This is a genomic window from Lactobacillus paragasseri (assembly GCF_003584685.1).
GTDB lineage: Bacteria > Bacillota > Bacilli > Lactobacillales > Lactobacillaceae > Lactobacillus > Lactobacillus paragasseri.
Genome location: NZ_AP018549.1, coordinates 718112 through 734837 on the forward strand (window position 1 = coordinate 718112; position 16726 = coordinate 734837).

Consider the following 16726-nt stretch of genomic DNA (forward strand, 5'->3'; position numbering starts at 1 on the left):
GCATGAAAATTAGATAAAATATTAATAACTTATTTTTAGGAAGGACGATGAAATGACAAAAAATATTAAAAAGAAATCTTGGATGCGTTGGCTAGTATTTTTAGCCGGCTTAGAAATTATCGCCATTTCTATTAATTTCTTCTATGGTCCAATTAATATTGCAGCGGGTGGCTCAACTGGTATTTCAATCTTAGTTGATGCAGTATGGGGTATTAATCGGTCAATTACTGTTTTAGTTGTTAATATTTTAATGCTTATTCTAGCAGCGATCTTTTTAGGAAAAAAGACAACGAAAAACGTTGCCTTAGGTAGTTTATTACTTCCAGTGTTAATGGGACTTACGCCTAGTTTTAAAATTACTAATAATCAATTACTAGCAGTAATCTATGGTGGTGCTTTGATGGGGCTAGGTGTTTCTTTACTATACCGCGTTAATGCATCAAGTGGTGGAACAACAATTCCGCCAATGATTTTAAAGAAATATTTTTACATTAATCCAGCAATTGGATTACTTGCGATTGATATGGTAATTATTTTCCTTAATATATTCGTTGATGGCTGGAATGCATTTTTATTAGCCGCCTTGTCACAAGTAGTGACAGCCATGACTATGAACTATGCAGAAGCTGGCTTTGACCGTAAATATCAGGTGCGTGTGATGAGTAACGAGCATTTTGAAGAACTAAAGACAATGCTACTTGATAACTATAACGGTTTAACAATTTACGATGTTGTTGGTGGCTACAGTGATGATGACAAAAAGCAGCTACTATTAGTAGTTGATACCCGTGAATATGGTCCTTTAATTAATAAAATTCATGAGATTGATTCAGATGCTTTTATTATCACTGACACAGTTGCGCGTGTTCATGGCGGACAATGGGGACTATAACCAAGTTTTTTCGTATATGTCTTCTTTAAAGCCGCAAGTTAATTTTTTACCGTCAGTAACTAAGGGTCTTTTAATTAATTTTCCGTTTTGTGAAAGTAATTTTGCTGCTTCTTCAAGCGTCATCTTGTTTATTTGATCTTTTAAGTGCATTTGGCGGTAAACTTGGCCAGACGTATTGAAAAAATATCTTAATCCGCGATCTTGAAAATCAGTTAGCCATTTAAGTAGATCTTGTTGCTTAGGTGTTTTTTCTACTAAGTCTTGATATTGATAAACAACTTGATGATCATCAAGCCATTTTTGAGCTTTTTTAGAAGTTGAACAACGTTTATAACCATAAAATTTAAGCATATTCTTTCTCCTTATTATAAATACTTGTAAATTTATTTTAGTATTTTTTTAGAAATTTTGATATTGAATTGCTTTAAAAGAGGGATGAGAGTATACTGTAAGAGTTGTATTTGTGGAAACCTCACATCTGCAACCGCACGTTTATGGGGTAAGAAGAGAATTAACGTTAATTCCACCTCATACGGCGAGTCTAAGTATTTTTTCGGAGGTGTACAAATGTACGCAGTTATTAAAACCGGTGGTAAGCAATACAAGGTTGCTAAGGGCGATAGCGTTTTTGTTGAAAAACTTGAAGTTAAGCCTGGCGACGAAGTAACTTTTGATGAAGTTATTCTTGTAAATGATGGTAAGTCAACTAAGATTGGTACTCCTGTAGTTGAAGGTGCTAAAGTTGTTGCTAAAGTTGAAAAGCAAGGCAAAGAAAAGAAAGTTGTTACTTTCAAATACAAGCCTAAGAAGCACTCACACACTAAGTACGGTCACCGTCAACCTTACACTAAGGTAACTATCGAAAGCATTGAAGCTTAATTAAGGGGTGAAACAAATTATGATGATTAATAATCTTGAAGCACTTAAATTATTTGCCCACCACAAGGGTGGTGGTTCAACTGCTAACGGTCGTAACTCAGCTGGTCGTCGTTTAGGCGCAAAGCGTGCTGATGGTCAAAAGATCAACGCAGGTTCAATCATTTTTCGTCAACGCGGTACTAAGATCCACCCAGGTAAGAACGTTGGTATCGGTGGCGACGACACTTTGTTTGCTTTAACTAGTGGCGTTGTTAAATTCGAACGTTTGGGCAGAGATCGTAAACAAGTTTCTGTTTACCCAGTTGAAGAAGCAAAATAATTATTTCTTTTGCAGACTGGACGTCCCTAAGGAACGTTCGGTCTTTTTTTATCTACTCAGGAGGTAGGTCATATGTCTTCAAATCAAGAGTTGCTAACTTTAATTAATAATCGAATTGATAAAACTACTAAATTGATTAAAGAAGAACAAGCAGATGCTTTAATTATTTTTAATCAAGCAAATTATCGTTTCTTAACTAATTTTTCTGGTGAAGAAGCTGAGCTTATTTTGACTGCTGAAGGGGATCGTGTTTTGTTGTCTGATTCACGCTTTAAGGATCAAATTCGTCATCAAGCTCCTGGTGAAATGAAGGTCGTAATGCAGACAATGGATGTGGTAAAAGAAATTGCTAAGCAATTAAAACAATTAGATGTAAAAAATGTTTTAGTTGAAGGAGAATTTATTTCTGCAACTCAATTTGAAGCTTTGAAAGAGGCCTGTCCCGATCTTAATTTTGTCTTAAGTGCTGAATTGGTTGAAAAAGTTCGCAATGTAAAAGACGACTTAGAATTGGCTACTTTACAAAAAGCGATTGATATTTCTGTTCAAAGTTTTAAAGAGATCTTGCCTTTAATTAAACCAGGAGTTAGCGAAAGAGCCATCGGAGCTAAATTAGACTATTTGTTTAAAATGAATGGCGGAGATGGTCCTTCTTTTGAAACGATTATTGCTTCTGGATATCGTGGTAGCTGGGCACATGGCGTTGCTAGTGATAAAAAAATTCAACAAGGTGAATTGATTGTAATTGATTTTGGAAGCTTTTATCATGGTTACACTGCGGATATCACTAGAACAGTAGCTTTAGGACAAGTAGAACCAGAATTAAAAAAAATATACTATATTGTATTAGAAGCCCAAAAGCGCGGAATTGCTGCAGCAATTGCTGGAAATACTGGAAAAGATATCGATCAAGCTGCTAGAAACTATATTAAAGAGCAAGGCTATGGTGAATACTTCGGTCATGGGATTGGCCATGGAATTGGACTAGAAGTACACGAACTCTGTACGCCAGCAATGCCATATGGAAAAGAAGTTATGAAGAATAATATGGCAATTACTGTTGAGCCTGGGATTTATTTACCAGATCGCGGCGGTGTTAGAATTGAAGATGATGTGTTGATTAAGGACGATCATCCTTATGTAATGTCACAATTGCCAAAAGATGAGCTTTTAATTCTATAATTTTATCTAATTATGTGGTTAATGTTGCGAAACAATGGATAAGATTGGTAAGATAAGTAAGTGTAGAAATGAGGTAATTTTACTATGACAATGATCTCAGTTAATGAATTTAAAAATGGATTAACTATTGAATATAACAACGATTTATGGCGTATTGTTGAATTCCAACATGTTAAGCCAGGTAAAGGTAGTGCTTTCGTTCGTTCAAAGCTTAAGAGCTTAAGAACTGGTGCAGTACAAGAATATACTTTCCGTTCAACTGCTAAAGTTAATACTGCTGACATTCAAACTAAAGCTATGCAATACTTATACAATGACGGTACAAGTTTTGTATTTATGGATACTACTACTTATGAACAACTTGAAATTCCAGAAGCTCAAGTTGAAAGAGAATCTAAGTTCTTAAAAGAAAACATGGTAGTTAATGTCATTATGCACGACGGTGAAACTTTAGGTGTTGACTTACCAAACACAGTTGATCTTGAAGTTGCTGAAACTGAACCTAACATTAAAGGCGATACTTCTTCTGGTGGTGGTAAGCCTGCAACTATGGAAACAGGTTTAGTAGTTAATGTTCCATTCTTTATTAATCAAGGTGATGTATTAACTATTAATACTGCTGATGGTACTTACGTTTCTCGTGCAAATAAATAATTTTTGAGGTAAAAAATATGGCTGATAATTCAACGATTCTTTTATCAAGCAATGACAAAGGCGATGAAACCCGAGTTGATCTTGGTGTTTTAGAAGTTATTCTAGGAATTGCTGCCAGAAAAGTCGATGGCGTCAGCGAAATGCGTGGGACGCTGAAGACTGGCATTAATACTCTTTTTGGTCGTTCTAATCAAGGTAAAGGCGTTTCCTTAAGTGTTGAAGACGATAAGTTAACTGCTGATGTTTATGCTTATCTTGACTATGGCGTAAATGTGCCAAAAGTATGCGTCGAACTGCAGAAAAACTTGACTTTGCAATTGAAGCAAATGACGGATTTAGATTTAACTCAAATTAATGTTCATGTAGTTGGCCTAGTTTCAGAAACAGAAGAGACTGAATCTGAAGTGAAAGCTGACACAGAAGCACTTTTCCCAGATGATAAAGAGGACGAGGCTAAAGACTAAATGACACAGCATGAGATGAGAAGAATTGCAATGCAAGCAATTTATTTAGCTAACCAAGGAAATTTAACTGATGCGGAAGAAGTTTGTCAAAAAGCACTAAAAGCTTTAGAGTTAAAGAGCTTTCCGGATTATTCTGCAGAAATAGTAAATGGTGTCTTGGCTAATAAAAAAGAGCTTGATGAGCAATTAAGTAAATACTTAAAAAAGGGTTGGCGTCTTAATAGGATTAACGAAATTGACTTGGCCATCCTTGAAGTGGCTCTTTATGAAATGCAAAATAGTAAGGCAATTGAGCCAGTAGCTGCTTTAAATGAAGCGTTAAATTTATGTGATGAATTTAGCTCTAAAGAATCAAAAAAATTTATTAATGGTCTCTTGGCCAATTTCATTAAGAAAGACTAACTAATGAGTCGGCTCGTTGAGCCGACTTTTTTTGATGAGGTGATTAGGTGAAAAAATTACTAGAAGGAAAAACTCCTGCAAATGAAATTACAGAAAATTTGAAAAAAGAAATAAAAAATTTAAAAAATGACGGAATAAATCCAACTTTATGCGTAATAGAAGTTGGAGACGATCCTGCAAGTAAAATTTATTTGCGAGTTAAAAGAAATTTAGCAAAAAAAGTAGGTATCAATGAAGTTGGATTGCATTTTCCAGCTGATACTTCTCAAGCTGAACTTCTAGGAAAGATTAAGGAACTTAATCAAGATCCAAATATTAATGGGATTATGGTTCAATTACCAGTTCCACCTCAAATTAATCCAAGAGCCATTTTTGAAACTATTGCTCCTGAAAAAGATGCTGATGGATTTTCTCCACTTAACTTAGGTCGTCTTTGGGAAGGACAGAGTGATATTATTCCAGCGACAGTTCGTAGTATTTTAACATTGATTGATTATTACGGAATTAAGATGGCCGGAAAGAACACAGTGATTATTGGTCGGAGCGTGATTGTTGGTAAGCCTTTGGCTGCAGTTTTACTTGAACGAGATGCAACTGTAACCATTGCTCATTCAAAGACTAATAATCTGGCAGACTTGACAAGAAACGCTGATGTAATCATTTCTGATGTAGGTAAAGCTCATTTAGTAACTGAAGATATGGTAAAAGACGGTGCAGTTTTGATTGATGTTGGGATGAACCGTGAAAATGGCAAATTAATGGGTGATGTAGATTTCGATACAGTAGCCCCTAAGGCTGAAGCAATTACACCGGTTCCTGGAGGAGTTGGTCCGTTGACAGTTGCTAGTTTAATGAAACAAGCAGTAATTTTAACGAGGAAGCAGCATGGCAGATAATCCAGTTTATCTTTCTGTGAGTGATTTAAATTTTTATATTTCACAAAAATTTAAAAATGATCCTTATCTACATAAGGTTTTTTTACAGGGAGAGTTATCTAATTTTAGATTCAGGATGCATTCCCATCAATATTTTTCATTAAAGGACGATAAGTCTAAAATTAACGTAGTTATGTTTCGCTCCTTTTTTGAAAAATTAAAGTTTAAGCCTGAAGAGGGAATGAAAGTTTATGTAAGTGGTTATGTGGATGTTTATGGTCCGCAAGGCTCATACCAGTTTTACGCTCAAACTATGGAACCAGCCGGGTTAGGTGCTCTTTATGAACAACTAAGACAGCTACAAGAAAAACTTGAAAAAGAAGGCTTATTTAATGAAGATCATAAAAAGCGTTTGCCACTGTTTCCAGATCGTATTGCAGTTGTAACTAGTGCCTCTGGGGCAGTTATTCACGATATTATGGTTACAGCTAACCGAAGGTTTCCGCATGCTGAAATTGATCTCTATCCAGCTAAAGTTCAAGGAGATGAAGCAGCTGATACTATTGTTGCTTCTCTAAAGCAGATTCAAGCGCAGGGCGATAAGTATGATGTAGTTATTATTGGACGCGGTGGAGGATCATTAGAGGATCTGTGGCCTTTTAACGAAGAAAAGGTTGTACGTCAAATTTACGCAATGCAAATGCCAGTTATCAGTTCTGTGGGACATGAAACTGATACTACTTTAGCTGACCTAGTTGCAGATGCTCGTGCAGCAACTCCGACAGCTGCTGCAGAATATGCAACGCCAAATTTAGCTGATGTATTAACTAAAATTGTACAATTACGCGCTCGGCTTTATGCAGCAATGCAGGCTAATATTCGTGCTAAACGTCAGATTTTAGATCGTCTGAGGAACGCTCCAGTTCTACAAGAGCCAACTAGAATTTATGATCAACAAATTCAACAAGTTGATATGCTTACTCATCGACTCAATCAAGCAATGTCTAACCAGCTTCAGCATGATCGTTCAGGTGTACGTTTGCTTCAGGAACGGTTAAAGGCGCTTAATCCTGGTCGAAGACTAGAACAGCTAGAACGTGAACGAACTTTTATAGTTGCTAATTTATTTTCAACAATGACAACTTATCTAAAAGATCAAAGAAATAAATTAAATCGAACCATGCAGCAGTTAGATGACATTAGCCCTTTGAAGACAATTAGTCGGGGCTACGTTTATACAACGGATCAGGAGGGAAATACAGTTACTTCTGTTGATAAGTTAGAAATTGATGAAAAATTAAAGTTACATTTCAAAGATGGTCAAGTACAAGTAAATGTAGAAAATATTCGGAGAGAAAAAGATGGCAACCAAGAAAAATAATTTTGAAGAACAATTAAATGAATTACAAGAAATTGTCAATAAGCTTGAAAGTGGCAACGTTCCTCTTGAAGACGCTTTAAATGAATTTCAAGCTGGAGTTAAGTTGAGTCGTGAACTGGAAAAGAAACTTAATGATGCCGAGCAAACAGTTGCTAAGTTAGTTGATAAAGATGGAAACGAGAAGACGCTCGATCCCCAAAATGCGTCAGCTCCTGAGGAAGAATAAATGAATTTAAAAGATTTTCAAAAAATATATACACCTCAAATTGATAAATTTTTAGAGGATCACTTAGCAAGTGAAGTTGATAATCCAATTTTTAGTAAAATTATGTCATATTCAGTCATGGCTGGTGGTAAGAGATTACGACCGCTTCTTTTCTTAGCAACACTTGAAACATTAAACTATAAAATTAGTGAATCAGAATTAAGAATCGCATGCGGAATTGAATTAATACATACTTATTCACTAATTCATGATGATTTACCAGCAATGGACAATGATGATTATCGCCGCGGAAAGCTTACCTCTCATAAGAAATGGGGAGAGGCTGAAGCTATTTTAGCTGGGGATGCCTTGCTTCCATTAGGAATTCAATGGATTACAGAAGGTAGTAATTCAGCGGCCTTGGCTATTATAATCTCACAAGCTGTTGGTCCAAACGGAATGGTAGGAGGACAATATCTTGATATTGATTCAACTAATAATGATTTAGTTAAAGAAAACGTCAAAGTTATTGATCAAATGGAGTGGTTAAAGACAGGTTGCTTAATTGAAGCTAGTGTTAAAATGGCAGCTGTTTATGCTGGTGCAAGCACTGATCAAGTTGATCGCCTAGATAATTTTAGTAAACAGTTTGGTAGATCTTATCAAATTTATGATGATTTAGTTGACGTAGTTGAAACAGAGCAAGAAGCAGGTAAAGCTACGCACAAAGATGCAGATGAAGGTAAAAACAATACCTTAACTTTACTTGGAATTGAAGCTAGTCGTAAGCAGCTTTTAAAAATGATTAAAACGGGAAAAGAAGCTGTAAAAATCTTTAAGCAGCCTTTGTTAGGCGATTTTTTTAATTTATATCAGAAGGTATTATAGTAAATGGCTAAAAAGCGTGCAGATGTTTTATTATTTGAACAAGGCCTTTTTAATTCTCGCAGTCAAGCGCAACGAGCTATTATGGCGGGCTTAGTTAATGACCATAATCATCAAAGAATTGACAAAAGTGGTGAAAAATTTCCTGAAGGTGAGATTTTTCATATTAAAGATGATGGCAAAAAATATGTTTCTCGTGGTGGATTTAAATTAGAAAAGGCTTTGCAAGTATTTAATATTAACTTGAAAGATAAGATTTGTCTTGATATTGGTGCTTCAACGGGTGGATTTACTGATGTTGCCTTGCAAAATGGTGCTAAGTTAGTTTATGCCCTTGATGTTGGTTATAATCAACTTGCTTGGAAATTACGCGACAACCCGCAAGTTATAGTTATGGAGAAACAAAATTTCCGCTATAGTAAGCCTGCTGATTTTACTGATGGGCTTCCTGATTTTGCAATGACAGATGTGTCATTTATATCGTTAGATTTAATCATGCCGCCAATGTATGAAATTTTAAAAGATCAGTGTGATGCTGTTTGCTTAATTAAACCCCAATTTGAAGCTGGTCCTGAAAATGTTGGCAAACATGGAATTGTTCATGATCATGATGTTCATGCTAATGTCATTAAGCATACAATGCAAATGGCTCAAAAGATTGGATTTAATATTCTTGGAGTAGATTATTCACCAATTAAGGGTGGCAAGGGAAATATTGAGTTTTTGATCCATTTAGGTAAAGATTTAGCAAATCCTGGACAAGATTTGTGGCAAGGAAATCCAGCTGATGTGGTTCAACGTGCAGTTAGTGGCCTTTAGGTGAGAAAAATGTTAGTTGAATTAGATATTAAAAACTTTGCGATTATTAAGACGCTTAAAGTTCGTTTTCAAGAAAAAATGACTGTTTTAATTGGAGAAACAGGTGCAGGAAAGTCAATTATTATTGATGCAGTTTCTCTTTTACTAGGAAGTCGAGCACAAAATGAAATGATTCGCTCTGGTGAAAAAAAAGCAGTCATCACGGGCTTATTTGTGCTGAGCGAGCAAAAAGAGTTAATTGAGAAATTATGTGAAAAATATGGTCTTCCATTTGAAGATGATCAATTAATAATTAGTCGAGAGTTAACGCATAAGGGTAGAAATGTAGTTAGAATTAATGGTCAGCTAACAACAATTAATGTACTACGAGAAATCGGTAGAAATCTGGTTGATATTCATGGCCAAAATGATCAACAAATTTTAATGGATCCAGATCGGCAAATTGACTTAATTGATAATTATGCCAAACCTAAGTTTAAGGATGAATTAGAAGATTATGCGGCTGATTTTGAAACATGGCGTCATCTTACTTCACAATTGCGTAAATTAAGAGAAGATGCGCAAGAAATTGCTCAGAAGCAAGATATTTTAGAATTTCAAAATAATGAACTTGAGAGTGCTGATTTAACTGATCCAGATGAGGACGAAAAGTTAGAAGAAGAATTTAATGAATTAAATAATTATCAAAAAATTGCTGATACAGCCAATTATTTTATGCAATTATATGACGATGACGAGCATGGTCTAGCTACTTTACTTGGGGATGCACAAAATGCAGCAGAAGATTTAAGCAATTATGGTAAGAAATTCGAAAATTTTGCTACTAGTTTTAATGATGGCGTTTATTCGTTAAATGACGCTCGTAGTGAATTGTCTTCTCTAATGGATCAGATGGATTTTGATGAAGAGCGCTATCAATATGTTTCTAGCCGCTTAGATACTCTAAATACTCTTAAGAAAAAATATGGACCAACTCTAGAAGATGTTTTTAAATTTGCCCAGAAGGTTAAGAACGAACTTGGTAAATTTGAAACTGGAGATTTGGACGAAGAAAAAATTCAAAAACAATTAGCTGATGTTGAAAATAAACTCAGCAGGAAGGCAAAAAGACTACATAAGCAAAGAGAACAAACTGCTCGTGAGCTGGAGGAAAAGATAAAAAAAGAATTAGCTGATCTTTATATGGAAAAAGCTCGTTTTTCTATTCGAATTAATGAGACTGATTCTTTTACAAAATTAGGAACAGATCAAGTGATTTTTATGATTGCGCCAAACCCTGGTGAGTCCTTGATGCCTTTAGTCAAGATAGTATCTGGCGGGGAGCAGTCACGCTTAATTTTAGCTTTAAAAGCGATCTTTAGTCGCGTAGAACCAGTTGGAACGATGATTTTTGACGAAATTGATACTGGTGTTTCTGGACGTGTTTCAGCAGCTATTGGTAAAAAAATGCATGCAATTGGTCAAGAAAAACAAGTTATTACGATAACTCACTCACCGCAAGTTGCTGCTGCTGGTGATCAACGATATTCTGTTGTAAAACAAGTTAAAGATGGAGCTACCTATACTCAAGTTGGACCTCTTACTCAAGAAGAAGCAATTACGGCAATTGCTCAAATGATGGCAGGCTCTGATGTAACTGATGCTGCTAAAAGAAATGCTGCTGATTTGATGGAAAGCTTTAAAAAATAAAATAAAGGACTTCTTGTAATGATGATTTAAAATTGCATCACTTTAAGAAGTCCTTTATTTTTATGCTGTTTCAACATTAAAGATATCATTTAAGTCAATAATTCTAATTATATTATTATCATAACTATCTAGTACAAAACGTCCAGCTGATGTTCGTTTAATTAGCTGTCCAATTTCCGTTTTTCCATTTTGGTAGGTGAGTAAGATGTATTCTTTATGAAAGAGCGCATGCTCTAAAATTCTAATAATTTTACCTGGATCTTGTGCAAAAGTAGTAAGCTTATTAATATTATAGTTAAAAAAGTAATTATAGATTTTTTTGCTATAATTATTAAGTGATTTCAATAAATTCATATCTCATTCCTCGTATATCCCGAACTTGTGTTTGCACTATGTATTATACGAACAAATGTTTTTAATTGCAAGCAGAATTTATATCTCTTTGCGAAACTCTTGAAATTGTTCGCTTTTTAGTGCAATATATTCTTGTTACTATAATTTTTAGGAGCAAAAATGGCACATCAAGGTTTATTATTAGTTCTATCTGGTCCTTCAGGTGTTGGTAAGGGGACCGTTAAAAGTGCAATGGTTAAGCAAAAAGCTTTTTCATTTGAATATTCTGTTTCAATGACGACTCGTAAGCCTCGTCCAGGTGAAGTTGATGGCAAGGATTACTATTTTGTTTCGGAAGATCGTTTTCAAGAGGCGATTAGAGATAACGAACTTTTGGAATATAATGAATATGTAGGTAATCACTATGGCACTCCTCTTGCACCTGTTCAAAAGATGCTTAAAGAAGGCAAAGATGTTTTACTCGAAATTGATGTTAATGGAGCAAAACAAGTGCGTAAGTTGATGCCCGATGGTGTTTTTATCTTTTTAACACCACCAGATTTGCACGAATTAAAGCATCGAATTGTTAACCGCGGAACCGATTCTGATAAGGTAATTGCAATGAGAATGAAGCAGGCACGTAAAGAGATCTTAATGATGGAGGACTATGATTATGCTGTAGTTAATGATACTGTGGCTAATGCAGTTGATCATATTAAATCTATTGTTGAAGCAGAACACGTGCGTGTACCGCGAGTAATTAATGATTATAGAAATATGGTTAAGGAGGATTAACAGATGAAAATTACATATCCATCTATTGATAAATTGCTGTCACGAGTAAATTCTCGTTATTCTCTTTCAGTTTTAGCTGCTAAAAGAGCTCACGAAATTCAAGCCGGAGCACCGTTAGCTTTAAAGCATTATAAGTCTGACAAAGCAGTTGGCAAGGCGCTTGAAGAAATTGCTGCTGGTAAAGTTACAATTGATCCTGAGCATCGTGAAGATATTGGCTAGAATTTTTTCCTTCATTGTTAAGCAATGAAGGTTTTTTAGTAGGTGATAAGTTAGATGATTGCACAAGTTATTGTAGATGTGGCTGCTAAGCAAACTGATCGCGTATTTGAATATCATATTCCTCAAGAACTAACTGATGTGGCTGTTGGCTCGAGAGTGGTCGTTCCCTTTGGGAGGCGAAAAGTACAAGGCTTTGTTGTTGGTATCAGTAAAACAACTTCTTATTCAGGAAAATTGAAAGATTTACTTGTTGTTGTTGATGAATTGCCACCTCTTACTCCAGAATTAGTTGCTTTGTCTAAAACTTTAGCCGATAAAATTTTTGCCTACCGAATTACAATCTTGCAGTCGATGTTGCCAAGGGTAATGAGGGCAAATTATCGAAAAATTTTAGTTCCAATTACTGAAGAAGCAAAAAAGCTTAAAATTTTTAAAGGTGAGCCACTTGATTTAAATGAAGTTTCAAATCTTAATACTATTGTAGAAATTAGAAAGTTAATTAAAAATAATCAGGCTAAGATTGAATACCTAGTTGAAAACAAAGCCAAGAAAAAACAGGCTGCAATCTATCTTTTAACTAAAACTAAAGTAGAATACCAAGAGATTTTAAAAGGATTAAGAAAAACCGCTAAAAAGCAGCAAGCTTTATTGGATAATATCGTAAAAAAATATCATGAGTATCCAAAATTAGGTTCAAAAATAGTGTCTGAGCTGGATGTGTCAAGTTCTGTTCTAAGAACCGCTGTAAAAAAGGGCTGGCTTGTAAAAAAAGAGCAAGAAATATATCGTGATCCGTTAAAAGACTTTGAGTCTAGGAAACAGAAAAATCAAATTAAGTTAAATTCAGAACAAACTCATGCTTTAAATTCAATTGGAAAAAGTATTCAAAAAAAAGAAGCTAAAACTTTTCTTCTTGAAGGAATTACTGGTAGTGGTAAGACAGAAGTATACCTTCATGCAATTAGTGTCGCACTTGAGCAGAAAAGAAATGCTTTAATGTTAGTTCCAGAAATTTCTTTGACACCGCAAATGGTTAAGCAAGTAAAAGAACGTTTTGGAGATAATGTTGCAGTTTTGCATAGTGGCTTATCTGAAGGAGAAAAATATGATGAGTGGCGCAGAATTCGTCGCGGAGAAGCTCAAGTTGTAGTCGGAGCAAGAAGCGCGATTTTTGCTCCTTTAAAAAATATTGGCTTAATAGTAATTGATGAAGAACATGAATCTTCCTATAAACAAAATGATACTCCTCGTTATCATGCTAGAGATGTTGCTTTATTGAGAAGTAAATTTCATAAATGTCCAGTTGTTTTAGGGAGTGCTACGCCTTCTTTGGCAAGTCGTGCAAGAGCTCAAAAAGGAAGATATGAATTATTGCTTTTAACTAAACGCGCTAATCAAAAATCTTTGCCTAAAGTTGATTTAATTGATTTAAAAACAGTCGAATTTGCTGGAGCTCAGTTTGATTTATCGATTCCTTTAGTGGATGCAATCAAAGAAAAAATAGCTAAAAAAGAACAGGTAATTTTACTTCTTAATCGTCGAGGTTTCGCTAGTTTTATGCTTTGTCGCAATTGTGGCTTTGTCCTAAAATGCCCAAACTGTGACATTTCATTAACGCTTCATAAAGATACCCAACAGATGCAGTGTCATTATTGCGGACATAAAGAACCGATTCCAAGAAAATGTCCAAAGTGTCAAAGTGAAAAAATAAGATTTTTAGGTACTGGAACACAAAAAGTACAAGAAGAACTTGAAAAATTACTACCCGAAGCAAAAATTTTAAGAATGGATGTTGATACGACTAGACGTAAGGGAAGTTATAAAAAAATCTTAGATAGTTTTGGCGATCATAAAGCTGATATTTTATTAGGGACACAGATGATCGCAAAGGGATTGGATTTTCCCAATGTAACTTTAGTTGGTGTAATTAATGCTGATACTGCCCTCTCACTACCAGATTTTAATTCTGCAGAAAAAACTTTTGATCTGCTAACGCAAGTATCAGGAAGAGCTGGAAGAGCAGAAAAAACTGGCAGGGTAATGATTCAAACTTATAATCCTGATAATTATGCGATAAAATTAGCACAAAGTCAGGATTATGAGAGTTTTTACCAAAAAGAAATGCAGGTTAGATTTCAAGGCAACTATCCGCCTTTCTTCTATACCACACTAATTACGATTACATCAAAAAATGAGCAATCGGCTGCTAAAGAAGCATTTGTGATTAAAAGAAAGTTGATGAGGCATCTACATGCTCCAACAATTATTTTGGGACCGACTCCAAGTAGCGTAGCAAAAATTAAAAATCAATATTATTACCAAATCTTGGTAAAATATAAATATGAGCCTAAATTGCATGATTTGCTTCATCAAATTCAGGATGATGCACAATTAGCGCAAAAACGTGGTTTAAATATATATATATTGATAATGAGCCAGAAAGAATAATGTAGTTAAGAAGGAAGTTGAATCTATGTCATCAGTTATTTTTTTAGGAACGCCAAATTTTGGTAGTGTTGTTTTGCAAGGTTTAATTGATCAAGGATATGATGTTAAGGCTGTAGTTACTCAGCCTGATAAACGAGTAGGACGTAAGCAAGTAGTTCATCAATCTGCTGTTAAGCAAACTGCGCTAAAACATAATCTTCCTGTTTATCAGCCAGCTAAGTTATCTGGATCAGATGAGCTTGCAGAATTAATGAAGATTGAACCAGACTTTATTGTAACTGCAGCTTATGGACAATTTTTACCAACTAAATTTTTGAAGTCTGCTAAGATTGCACCGGTTAATGTCCATGGCTCACTCTTGCCAGAATATCGTGGTGGTGCACCGATTCAGTACTCCGTTTTAAATGGAGATAAGGAAACCGGAATTACCATAATGGAAATGGTTAAGAAAATGGATGCAGGAGATATTTTCTCTCAAAAAGCTTTACCAATTGAAGCTGACGATACCAGTGGTACTTTATTTGATAAGTTAAGTATTTTAGGTAGAGATTTACTGCTAGAAACCCTGCCAAAATTTATTGATGGAACAATTACACGGACTCCTCAAAATGAAGCTAAGGTAGTTTTTTCACCAAATATTTCTAAAGAACAAGAGCAAATTAAATTATCAATGACGGCTGAGCAAGCTAATAATTTGATTCGCGCCCTTAATCCTGATCCAGGCGCATACTTAATGCTTGATGGCAAGAGATTTAAGATTTGGAAGGCAAAACCTTTAGCTGAGAAAACAAGTTTTCCTGCTGGAACTTTAGTTACTAATAAAAAGAGATTTGTAATTAGCATGGCTAATGGAAGTGAATTAGAACTACTTGAAGTTCAACCAACTGGCAAGAAAAAAATGAATATTAAGGACTACTTAAACGGTCAAGGCAGTCATTTTACAAGTGGAGAAAAGATAATTGATGAGTAATGCGAGAACAGTTGCTTTAGAAACTTTGATTAAGGTTTTTAATCAAAAGAGCTATTCTAATATTGCTTTAAATAATGAACTAGTAAAACATGAGTTAAAGCCAGCTGATAAGGCTTTAGCAACAAGAATTGTTTATGGAACTATTCAATATAAAATATTTTTAGAATATCAATTAAAACCGCTGATTAAAACCAAATTACGCGATAAATTTTTAATGCCATTACTTTTAATGTCTGCATACCAATATTTTTTCCTAGAAAAAGTACCAGCAAATGCAATCTTTGATGAAGCAAATAAATTAGCTAAAAAATTTAGTAAGAAAAATAGTGGTAGCTATAAACTAGTTAATGGAATTTTACGTGCTTTAGAGCGCCAAGGAAAAGTTTTACCATCGTCTGATAATTTAGTTGATTATTTGAGTATCAAAGAAAGCTTTCCTAAGTGGTTGGTAGAATATTTATTGGATCATTTTGGTGAAGATCAGACTAAAGAAATTTTGGTGCGAAGTAATCAACCAGCAGCTAACTCAATCAGAATGGCTGCAGTGAAAGGAAAGTTCGAAGAAATTAAAACCGCATTGAGAAAAGATGGTTTTGATTTTAAAGAATCTTGTTTAACAGGGCATAATTTGAACCTAAGTAAAGGCGGAGTAGCACAAACCAGCTTGTTTAAGGACGGAAAAATTACTATTCAAGATGCGGCAGCTTCACTTGCTGTAGATGCTTTTAATTTTACTGGGAATGAACAGGTTTTAGATGCATGTAGTGCCCCTGGAGGAAAGACTGTTCAAATTGCAGAAAAATTAACAAATGGTAGCGTAATTGCTTTAGATATTCATGAAAATAAACTAAGGCTTGTCAAAAATGCTGCCAAAAGACTTCATGTTAGTGATAAAGTAAAAACAAAGGCTTTGGATGCCAGAAAAGCTCAAGAATATTTTACTGCAGGACAATTTGATAAAATCTTAGTAGATGCTCCTTGTTCTGGTCTCGGTTTAATAAGACGTAAGCCAGAGATTAGATATGAAAAGTCACTAGATGATATTAAAAATTTAGCTAGAATTCAGCTGTCTATCTTAGAAAATATTAGTGGACTTTTAGCTCCAAGTGGAGAGTTGGTTTATTCAACTTGCACGATTAGCCTTGAAGAAGATGAGGGAGTAGTTAATCAATTTTTGAAACTGCACCCTGAATTTGATTTAGTTCCAGTTCAGGTAGGAAAGCTTCCAAAACAGAACATGGTAAGAATTTTTCCTAGTGTAGATGGCAGTGATGGATTTTTTATTGCAAAATTAAAAAAACGAGGGTAAATA

19 protein-coding genes, 1 pseudogene and 1 other annotated feature are annotated in these 16726 nt (G+C 34.9%); of the genes and pseudogenes, 18 read left to right on the forward strand and 2 right to left on the reverse strand.

Annotated features, from left to right (window positions below; translation table 11 throughout):
• Nucleotides 1-52: 52 nt before the first annotated feature.
• Entirely contained in the window at nucleotides 53-892 is an 840-nt protein-coding gene (locus tag LpgJCM5343_RS03530) for a YitT family protein (protein WP_003649087.1), read from the forward strand.
• Here the strand turns inward: LpgJCM5343_RS03530 and LpgJCM5343_RS03535 are convergent.
• On the reverse strand, nucleotides 887-1243 hold the full coding sequence (locus LpgJCM5343_RS03535) for an arsenate reductase family protein (RefSeq protein ID WP_039156994.1): 357 nt from the start codon (nucleotides 1241-1243) through the stop codon (nucleotides 887-889). The two genes, LpgJCM5343_RS03530 and LpgJCM5343_RS03535, sit on opposite strands and share 6 nt — an antisense overlap.
• A gap of 121 nt (nucleotides 1244-1364) precedes the next feature.
• Nucleotides 1365-1445, forward strand: a sequence feature (ribosomal protein L21 leader region).
• A gap of 14 nt (nucleotides 1446-1459) precedes the next feature.
• Between LpgJCM5343_RS03535 and rplU the strand changes: the two genes are divergently transcribed.
• From rplU to recN, 12 genes are all read left to right on the forward strand, one after another.
• Nucleotides 1460-1771, forward strand: a complete 312-nt coding sequence (rplU, locus tag LpgJCM5343_RS03540; protein ID WP_003647543.1) for a 50S ribosomal protein L21 — start codon at nucleotides 1460-1462, stop codon at nucleotides 1769-1771.
• 19 nt (nucleotides 1772-1790) lie between these two features.
• Entirely contained in the window at nucleotides 1791-2090 is a 300-nt protein-coding gene (gene rpmA / locus LpgJCM5343_RS03545) for a 50S ribosomal protein L27 (RefSeq protein WP_003647542.1), read from the forward strand.
• 72 nt (nucleotides 2091-2162) lie between these two features.
• Complete coding sequence (locus LpgJCM5343_RS03550; protein ID WP_101890596.1) at nucleotides 2163-3272, forward strand: aminopeptidase P family protein; 1110 nt, start codon at nucleotides 2163-2165, stop codon at nucleotides 3270-3272.
• An 84-nt stretch (nucleotides 3273-3356) separates the two neighbouring features.
• Nucleotides 3357-3926 (forward strand): elongation factor P, encoded by a 570-nt coding sequence (efp, locus tag LpgJCM5343_RS03555; RefSeq protein WP_003647540.1) that lies wholly within the window; start codon nucleotides 3357-3359, stop codon nucleotides 3924-3926.
• Nucleotides 3927-3943: 17 nt separating this feature from the next.
• Nucleotides 3944-4390 (forward strand): Asp23/Gls24 family envelope stress response protein, encoded by a 447-nt coding sequence (locus LpgJCM5343_RS03560; RefSeq protein WP_003647539.1) that lies wholly within the window; start codon nucleotides 3944-3946, stop codon nucleotides 4388-4390.
• Nucleotides 4391-4792 carry a transcription antitermination factor NusB gene (nusB, locus tag LpgJCM5343_RS03565; protein ID WP_003649083.1) on the forward strand — a complete coding sequence of 134 codons (402 nt, stop codon included), beginning with the start codon at nucleotides 4391-4393 and terminating at the stop codon, nucleotides 4790-4792. It abuts the gene before it with no gap.
• A 47-nt stretch (nucleotides 4793-4839) separates the two neighbouring features.
• Nucleotides 4840-5688: a bifunctional methylenetetrahydrofolate dehydrogenase/methenyltetrahydrofolate cyclohydrolase gene (locus LpgJCM5343_RS03570; protein WP_020806953.1), complete on the forward strand. Its 849-nt coding sequence runs from the start codon at nucleotides 4840-4842 to the stop codon at nucleotides 5686-5688.
• Nucleotides 5678-7048, forward strand: a complete 1371-nt coding sequence (gene xseA / locus LpgJCM5343_RS03575) for an exodeoxyribonuclease VII large subunit (RefSeq protein WP_077959096.1) — start codon at nucleotides 5678-5680, stop codon at nucleotides 7046-7048. Before LpgJCM5343_RS03570 ends, xseA begins: the two co-directional genes overlap by 11 nt.
• Nucleotides 7029-7274, forward strand: coding sequence for an exodeoxyribonuclease VII small subunit (locus LpgJCM5343_RS03580; protein WP_003647535.1), 246 nt, complete (start codon nucleotides 7029-7031; stop codon nucleotides 7272-7274). The genes xseA and LpgJCM5343_RS03580 overlap by 20 nt, the downstream gene beginning before the upstream one ends.
• A complete protein-coding gene (locus tag LpgJCM5343_RS03585) occupies nucleotides 7275-8141 on the forward strand; it encodes a polyprenyl synthetase family protein (RefSeq protein WP_101890598.1) in 867 nt (288 codons plus the stop codon).
• A 3-nt stretch (nucleotides 8142-8144) separates the two neighbouring features.
• Nucleotides 8145-8957, forward strand: a complete 813-nt coding sequence (locus LpgJCM5343_RS03590; RefSeq protein ID WP_003649079.1) for a TlyA family RNA methyltransferase — start codon at nucleotides 8145-8147, stop codon at nucleotides 8955-8957.
• 9 nt (nucleotides 8958-8966) lie between these two features.
• Nucleotides 8967-10646, forward strand: a complete 1680-nt coding sequence (gene recN / locus LpgJCM5343_RS03595) for a DNA repair protein RecN (protein ID WP_039158058.1) — start codon at nucleotides 8967-8969, stop codon at nucleotides 10644-10646.
• A 60-nt stretch (nucleotides 10647-10706) separates the two neighbouring features.
• Here the strand turns inward: recN and LpgJCM5343_RS03600 are convergent, their stop codons facing one another.
• Nucleotides 10707-11000 carry a hypothetical protein gene (locus tag LpgJCM5343_RS03600; protein WP_048686725.1) on the reverse strand — a complete coding sequence of 98 codons (294 nt, stop codon included), beginning with the start codon at nucleotides 10998-11000 and terminating at the stop codon, nucleotides 10707-10709.
• A 159-nt stretch (nucleotides 11001-11159) separates the two neighbouring features.
• Between LpgJCM5343_RS03600 and gmk the strand changes: the two genes are divergently transcribed.
• The 5 genes and pseudogenes from gmk (at nucleotide 11160) to rsmB (ending at nucleotide 16723) form a co-directional block, all read left to right on the forward strand.
• Nucleotides 11160-11774, forward strand: a complete 615-nt coding sequence (gene gmk / locus LpgJCM5343_RS03605) for a guanylate kinase (RefSeq protein ID WP_003649076.1) — start codon at nucleotides 11160-11162, stop codon at nucleotides 11772-11774.
• Nucleotides 11775-11777: 3 nt separating this feature from the next.
• Entirely contained in the window at nucleotides 11778-11996 is a 219-nt protein-coding gene (gene rpoZ / locus LpgJCM5343_RS03610; protein WP_003647530.1) for a DNA-directed RNA polymerase subunit omega, read from the forward strand.
• A 54-nt stretch (nucleotides 11997-12050) separates the two neighbouring features.
• Nucleotides 12051-14449 (forward strand): annotated as a pseudogene (gene priA / locus LpgJCM5343_RS03615) (primosomal protein N').
• 20 nt (nucleotides 14450-14469) lie between these two features.
• Nucleotides 14470-15414 (forward strand): methionyl-tRNA formyltransferase, encoded by a 945-nt coding sequence (fmt, locus tag LpgJCM5343_RS03620; protein WP_101890600.1) that lies wholly within the window; start codon nucleotides 14470-14472, stop codon nucleotides 15412-15414.
• Nucleotides 15407-16723 carry a 16S rRNA (cytosine(967)-C(5))-methyltransferase RsmB gene (gene rsmB / locus LpgJCM5343_RS03625; RefSeq protein ID WP_049159495.1) on the forward strand — a complete coding sequence of 439 codons (1317 nt, stop codon included), beginning with the start codon at nucleotides 15407-15409 and terminating at the stop codon, nucleotides 16721-16723. Before fmt ends, rsmB begins: the two co-directional genes overlap by 8 nt.
• The last annotated feature ends 3 nt before the right edge of the window (nucleotides 16724-16726 follow it).

Bases quoted from the DNA above. Each gene is read 5' to 3' on its own strand.
- LpgJCM5343_RS03530 (WP_003649087.1), top strand. From the start codon at position 53: ATGACAAAAAATATTAAAAAGAAATCTTGGATGCGTTGGCTAGTATTT.
- LpgJCM5343_RS03535 (WP_039156994.1), bottom strand. From the start codon at position 1,243: ATGCTTAAATTTTATGGTTATAAACGTTGTTCAACTTCTAAAAAAGCT.
- rplU (WP_003647543.1), top strand. From the start codon at position 1,460: ATGTACGCAGTTATTAAAACCGGTGGTAAGCAATACAAGGTTGCTAAG.
- rpmA (WP_003647542.1), top strand. From the start codon at position 1,791: ATGATGATTAATAATCTTGAAGCACTTAAATTATTTGCCCACCACAAG.
- LpgJCM5343_RS03550 (WP_101890596.1), top strand. From the start codon at position 2,163: ATGTCTTCAAATCAAGAGTTGCTAACTTTAATTAATAATCGAATTGAT.
- efp (WP_003647540.1), top strand. From the start codon at position 3,357: ATGACAATGATCTCAGTTAATGAATTTAAAAATGGATTAACTATTGAA.
- LpgJCM5343_RS03560 (WP_003647539.1), top strand. From the start codon at position 3,944: ATGGCTGATAATTCAACGATTCTTTTATCAAGCAATGACAAAGGCGAT.
- nusB (WP_003649083.1), top strand. From the start codon at position 4,391: ATGACACAGCATGAGATGAGAAGAATTGCAATGCAAGCAATTTATTTA.
- xseA (WP_077959096.1), top strand. From the start codon at position 5,678: ATGGCAGATAATCCAGTTTATCTTTCTGTGAGTGATTTAAATTTTTAT.
- LpgJCM5343_RS03580 (WP_003647535.1), top strand. From the start codon at position 7,029: ATGGCAACCAAGAAAAATAATTTTGAAGAACAATTAAATGAATTACAA.
- LpgJCM5343_RS03585 (WP_101890598.1), top strand. From the start codon at position 7,275: ATGAATTTAAAAGATTTTCAAAAAATATATACACCTCAAATTGATAAA.
- LpgJCM5343_RS03590 (WP_003649079.1), top strand. From the start codon at position 8,145: ATGGCTAAAAAGCGTGCAGATGTTTTATTATTTGAACAAGGCCTTTTT.
- recN (WP_039158058.1), top strand. From the start codon at position 8,967: ATGTTAGTTGAATTAGATATTAAAAACTTTGCGATTATTAAGACGCTT.
- LpgJCM5343_RS03600 (WP_048686725.1), bottom strand. From the start codon at position 11,000: ATGAATTTATTGAAATCACTTAATAATTATAGCAAAAAAATCTATAAT.
- gmk (WP_003649076.1), top strand. From the start codon at position 11,160: ATGGCACATCAAGGTTTATTATTAGTTCTATCTGGTCCTTCAGGTGTT.
- rpoZ (WP_003647530.1), top strand. From the start codon at position 11,778: ATGAAAATTACATATCCATCTATTGATAAATTGCTGTCACGAGTAAAT.
- fmt (WP_101890600.1), top strand. From the start codon at position 14,470: ATGTCATCAGTTATTTTTTTAGGAACGCCAAATTTTGGTAGTGTTGTT.
- rsmB (WP_049159495.1), top strand. From the start codon at position 15,407: ATGAGTAATGCGAGAACAGTTGCTTTAGAAACTTTGATTAAGGTTTTT.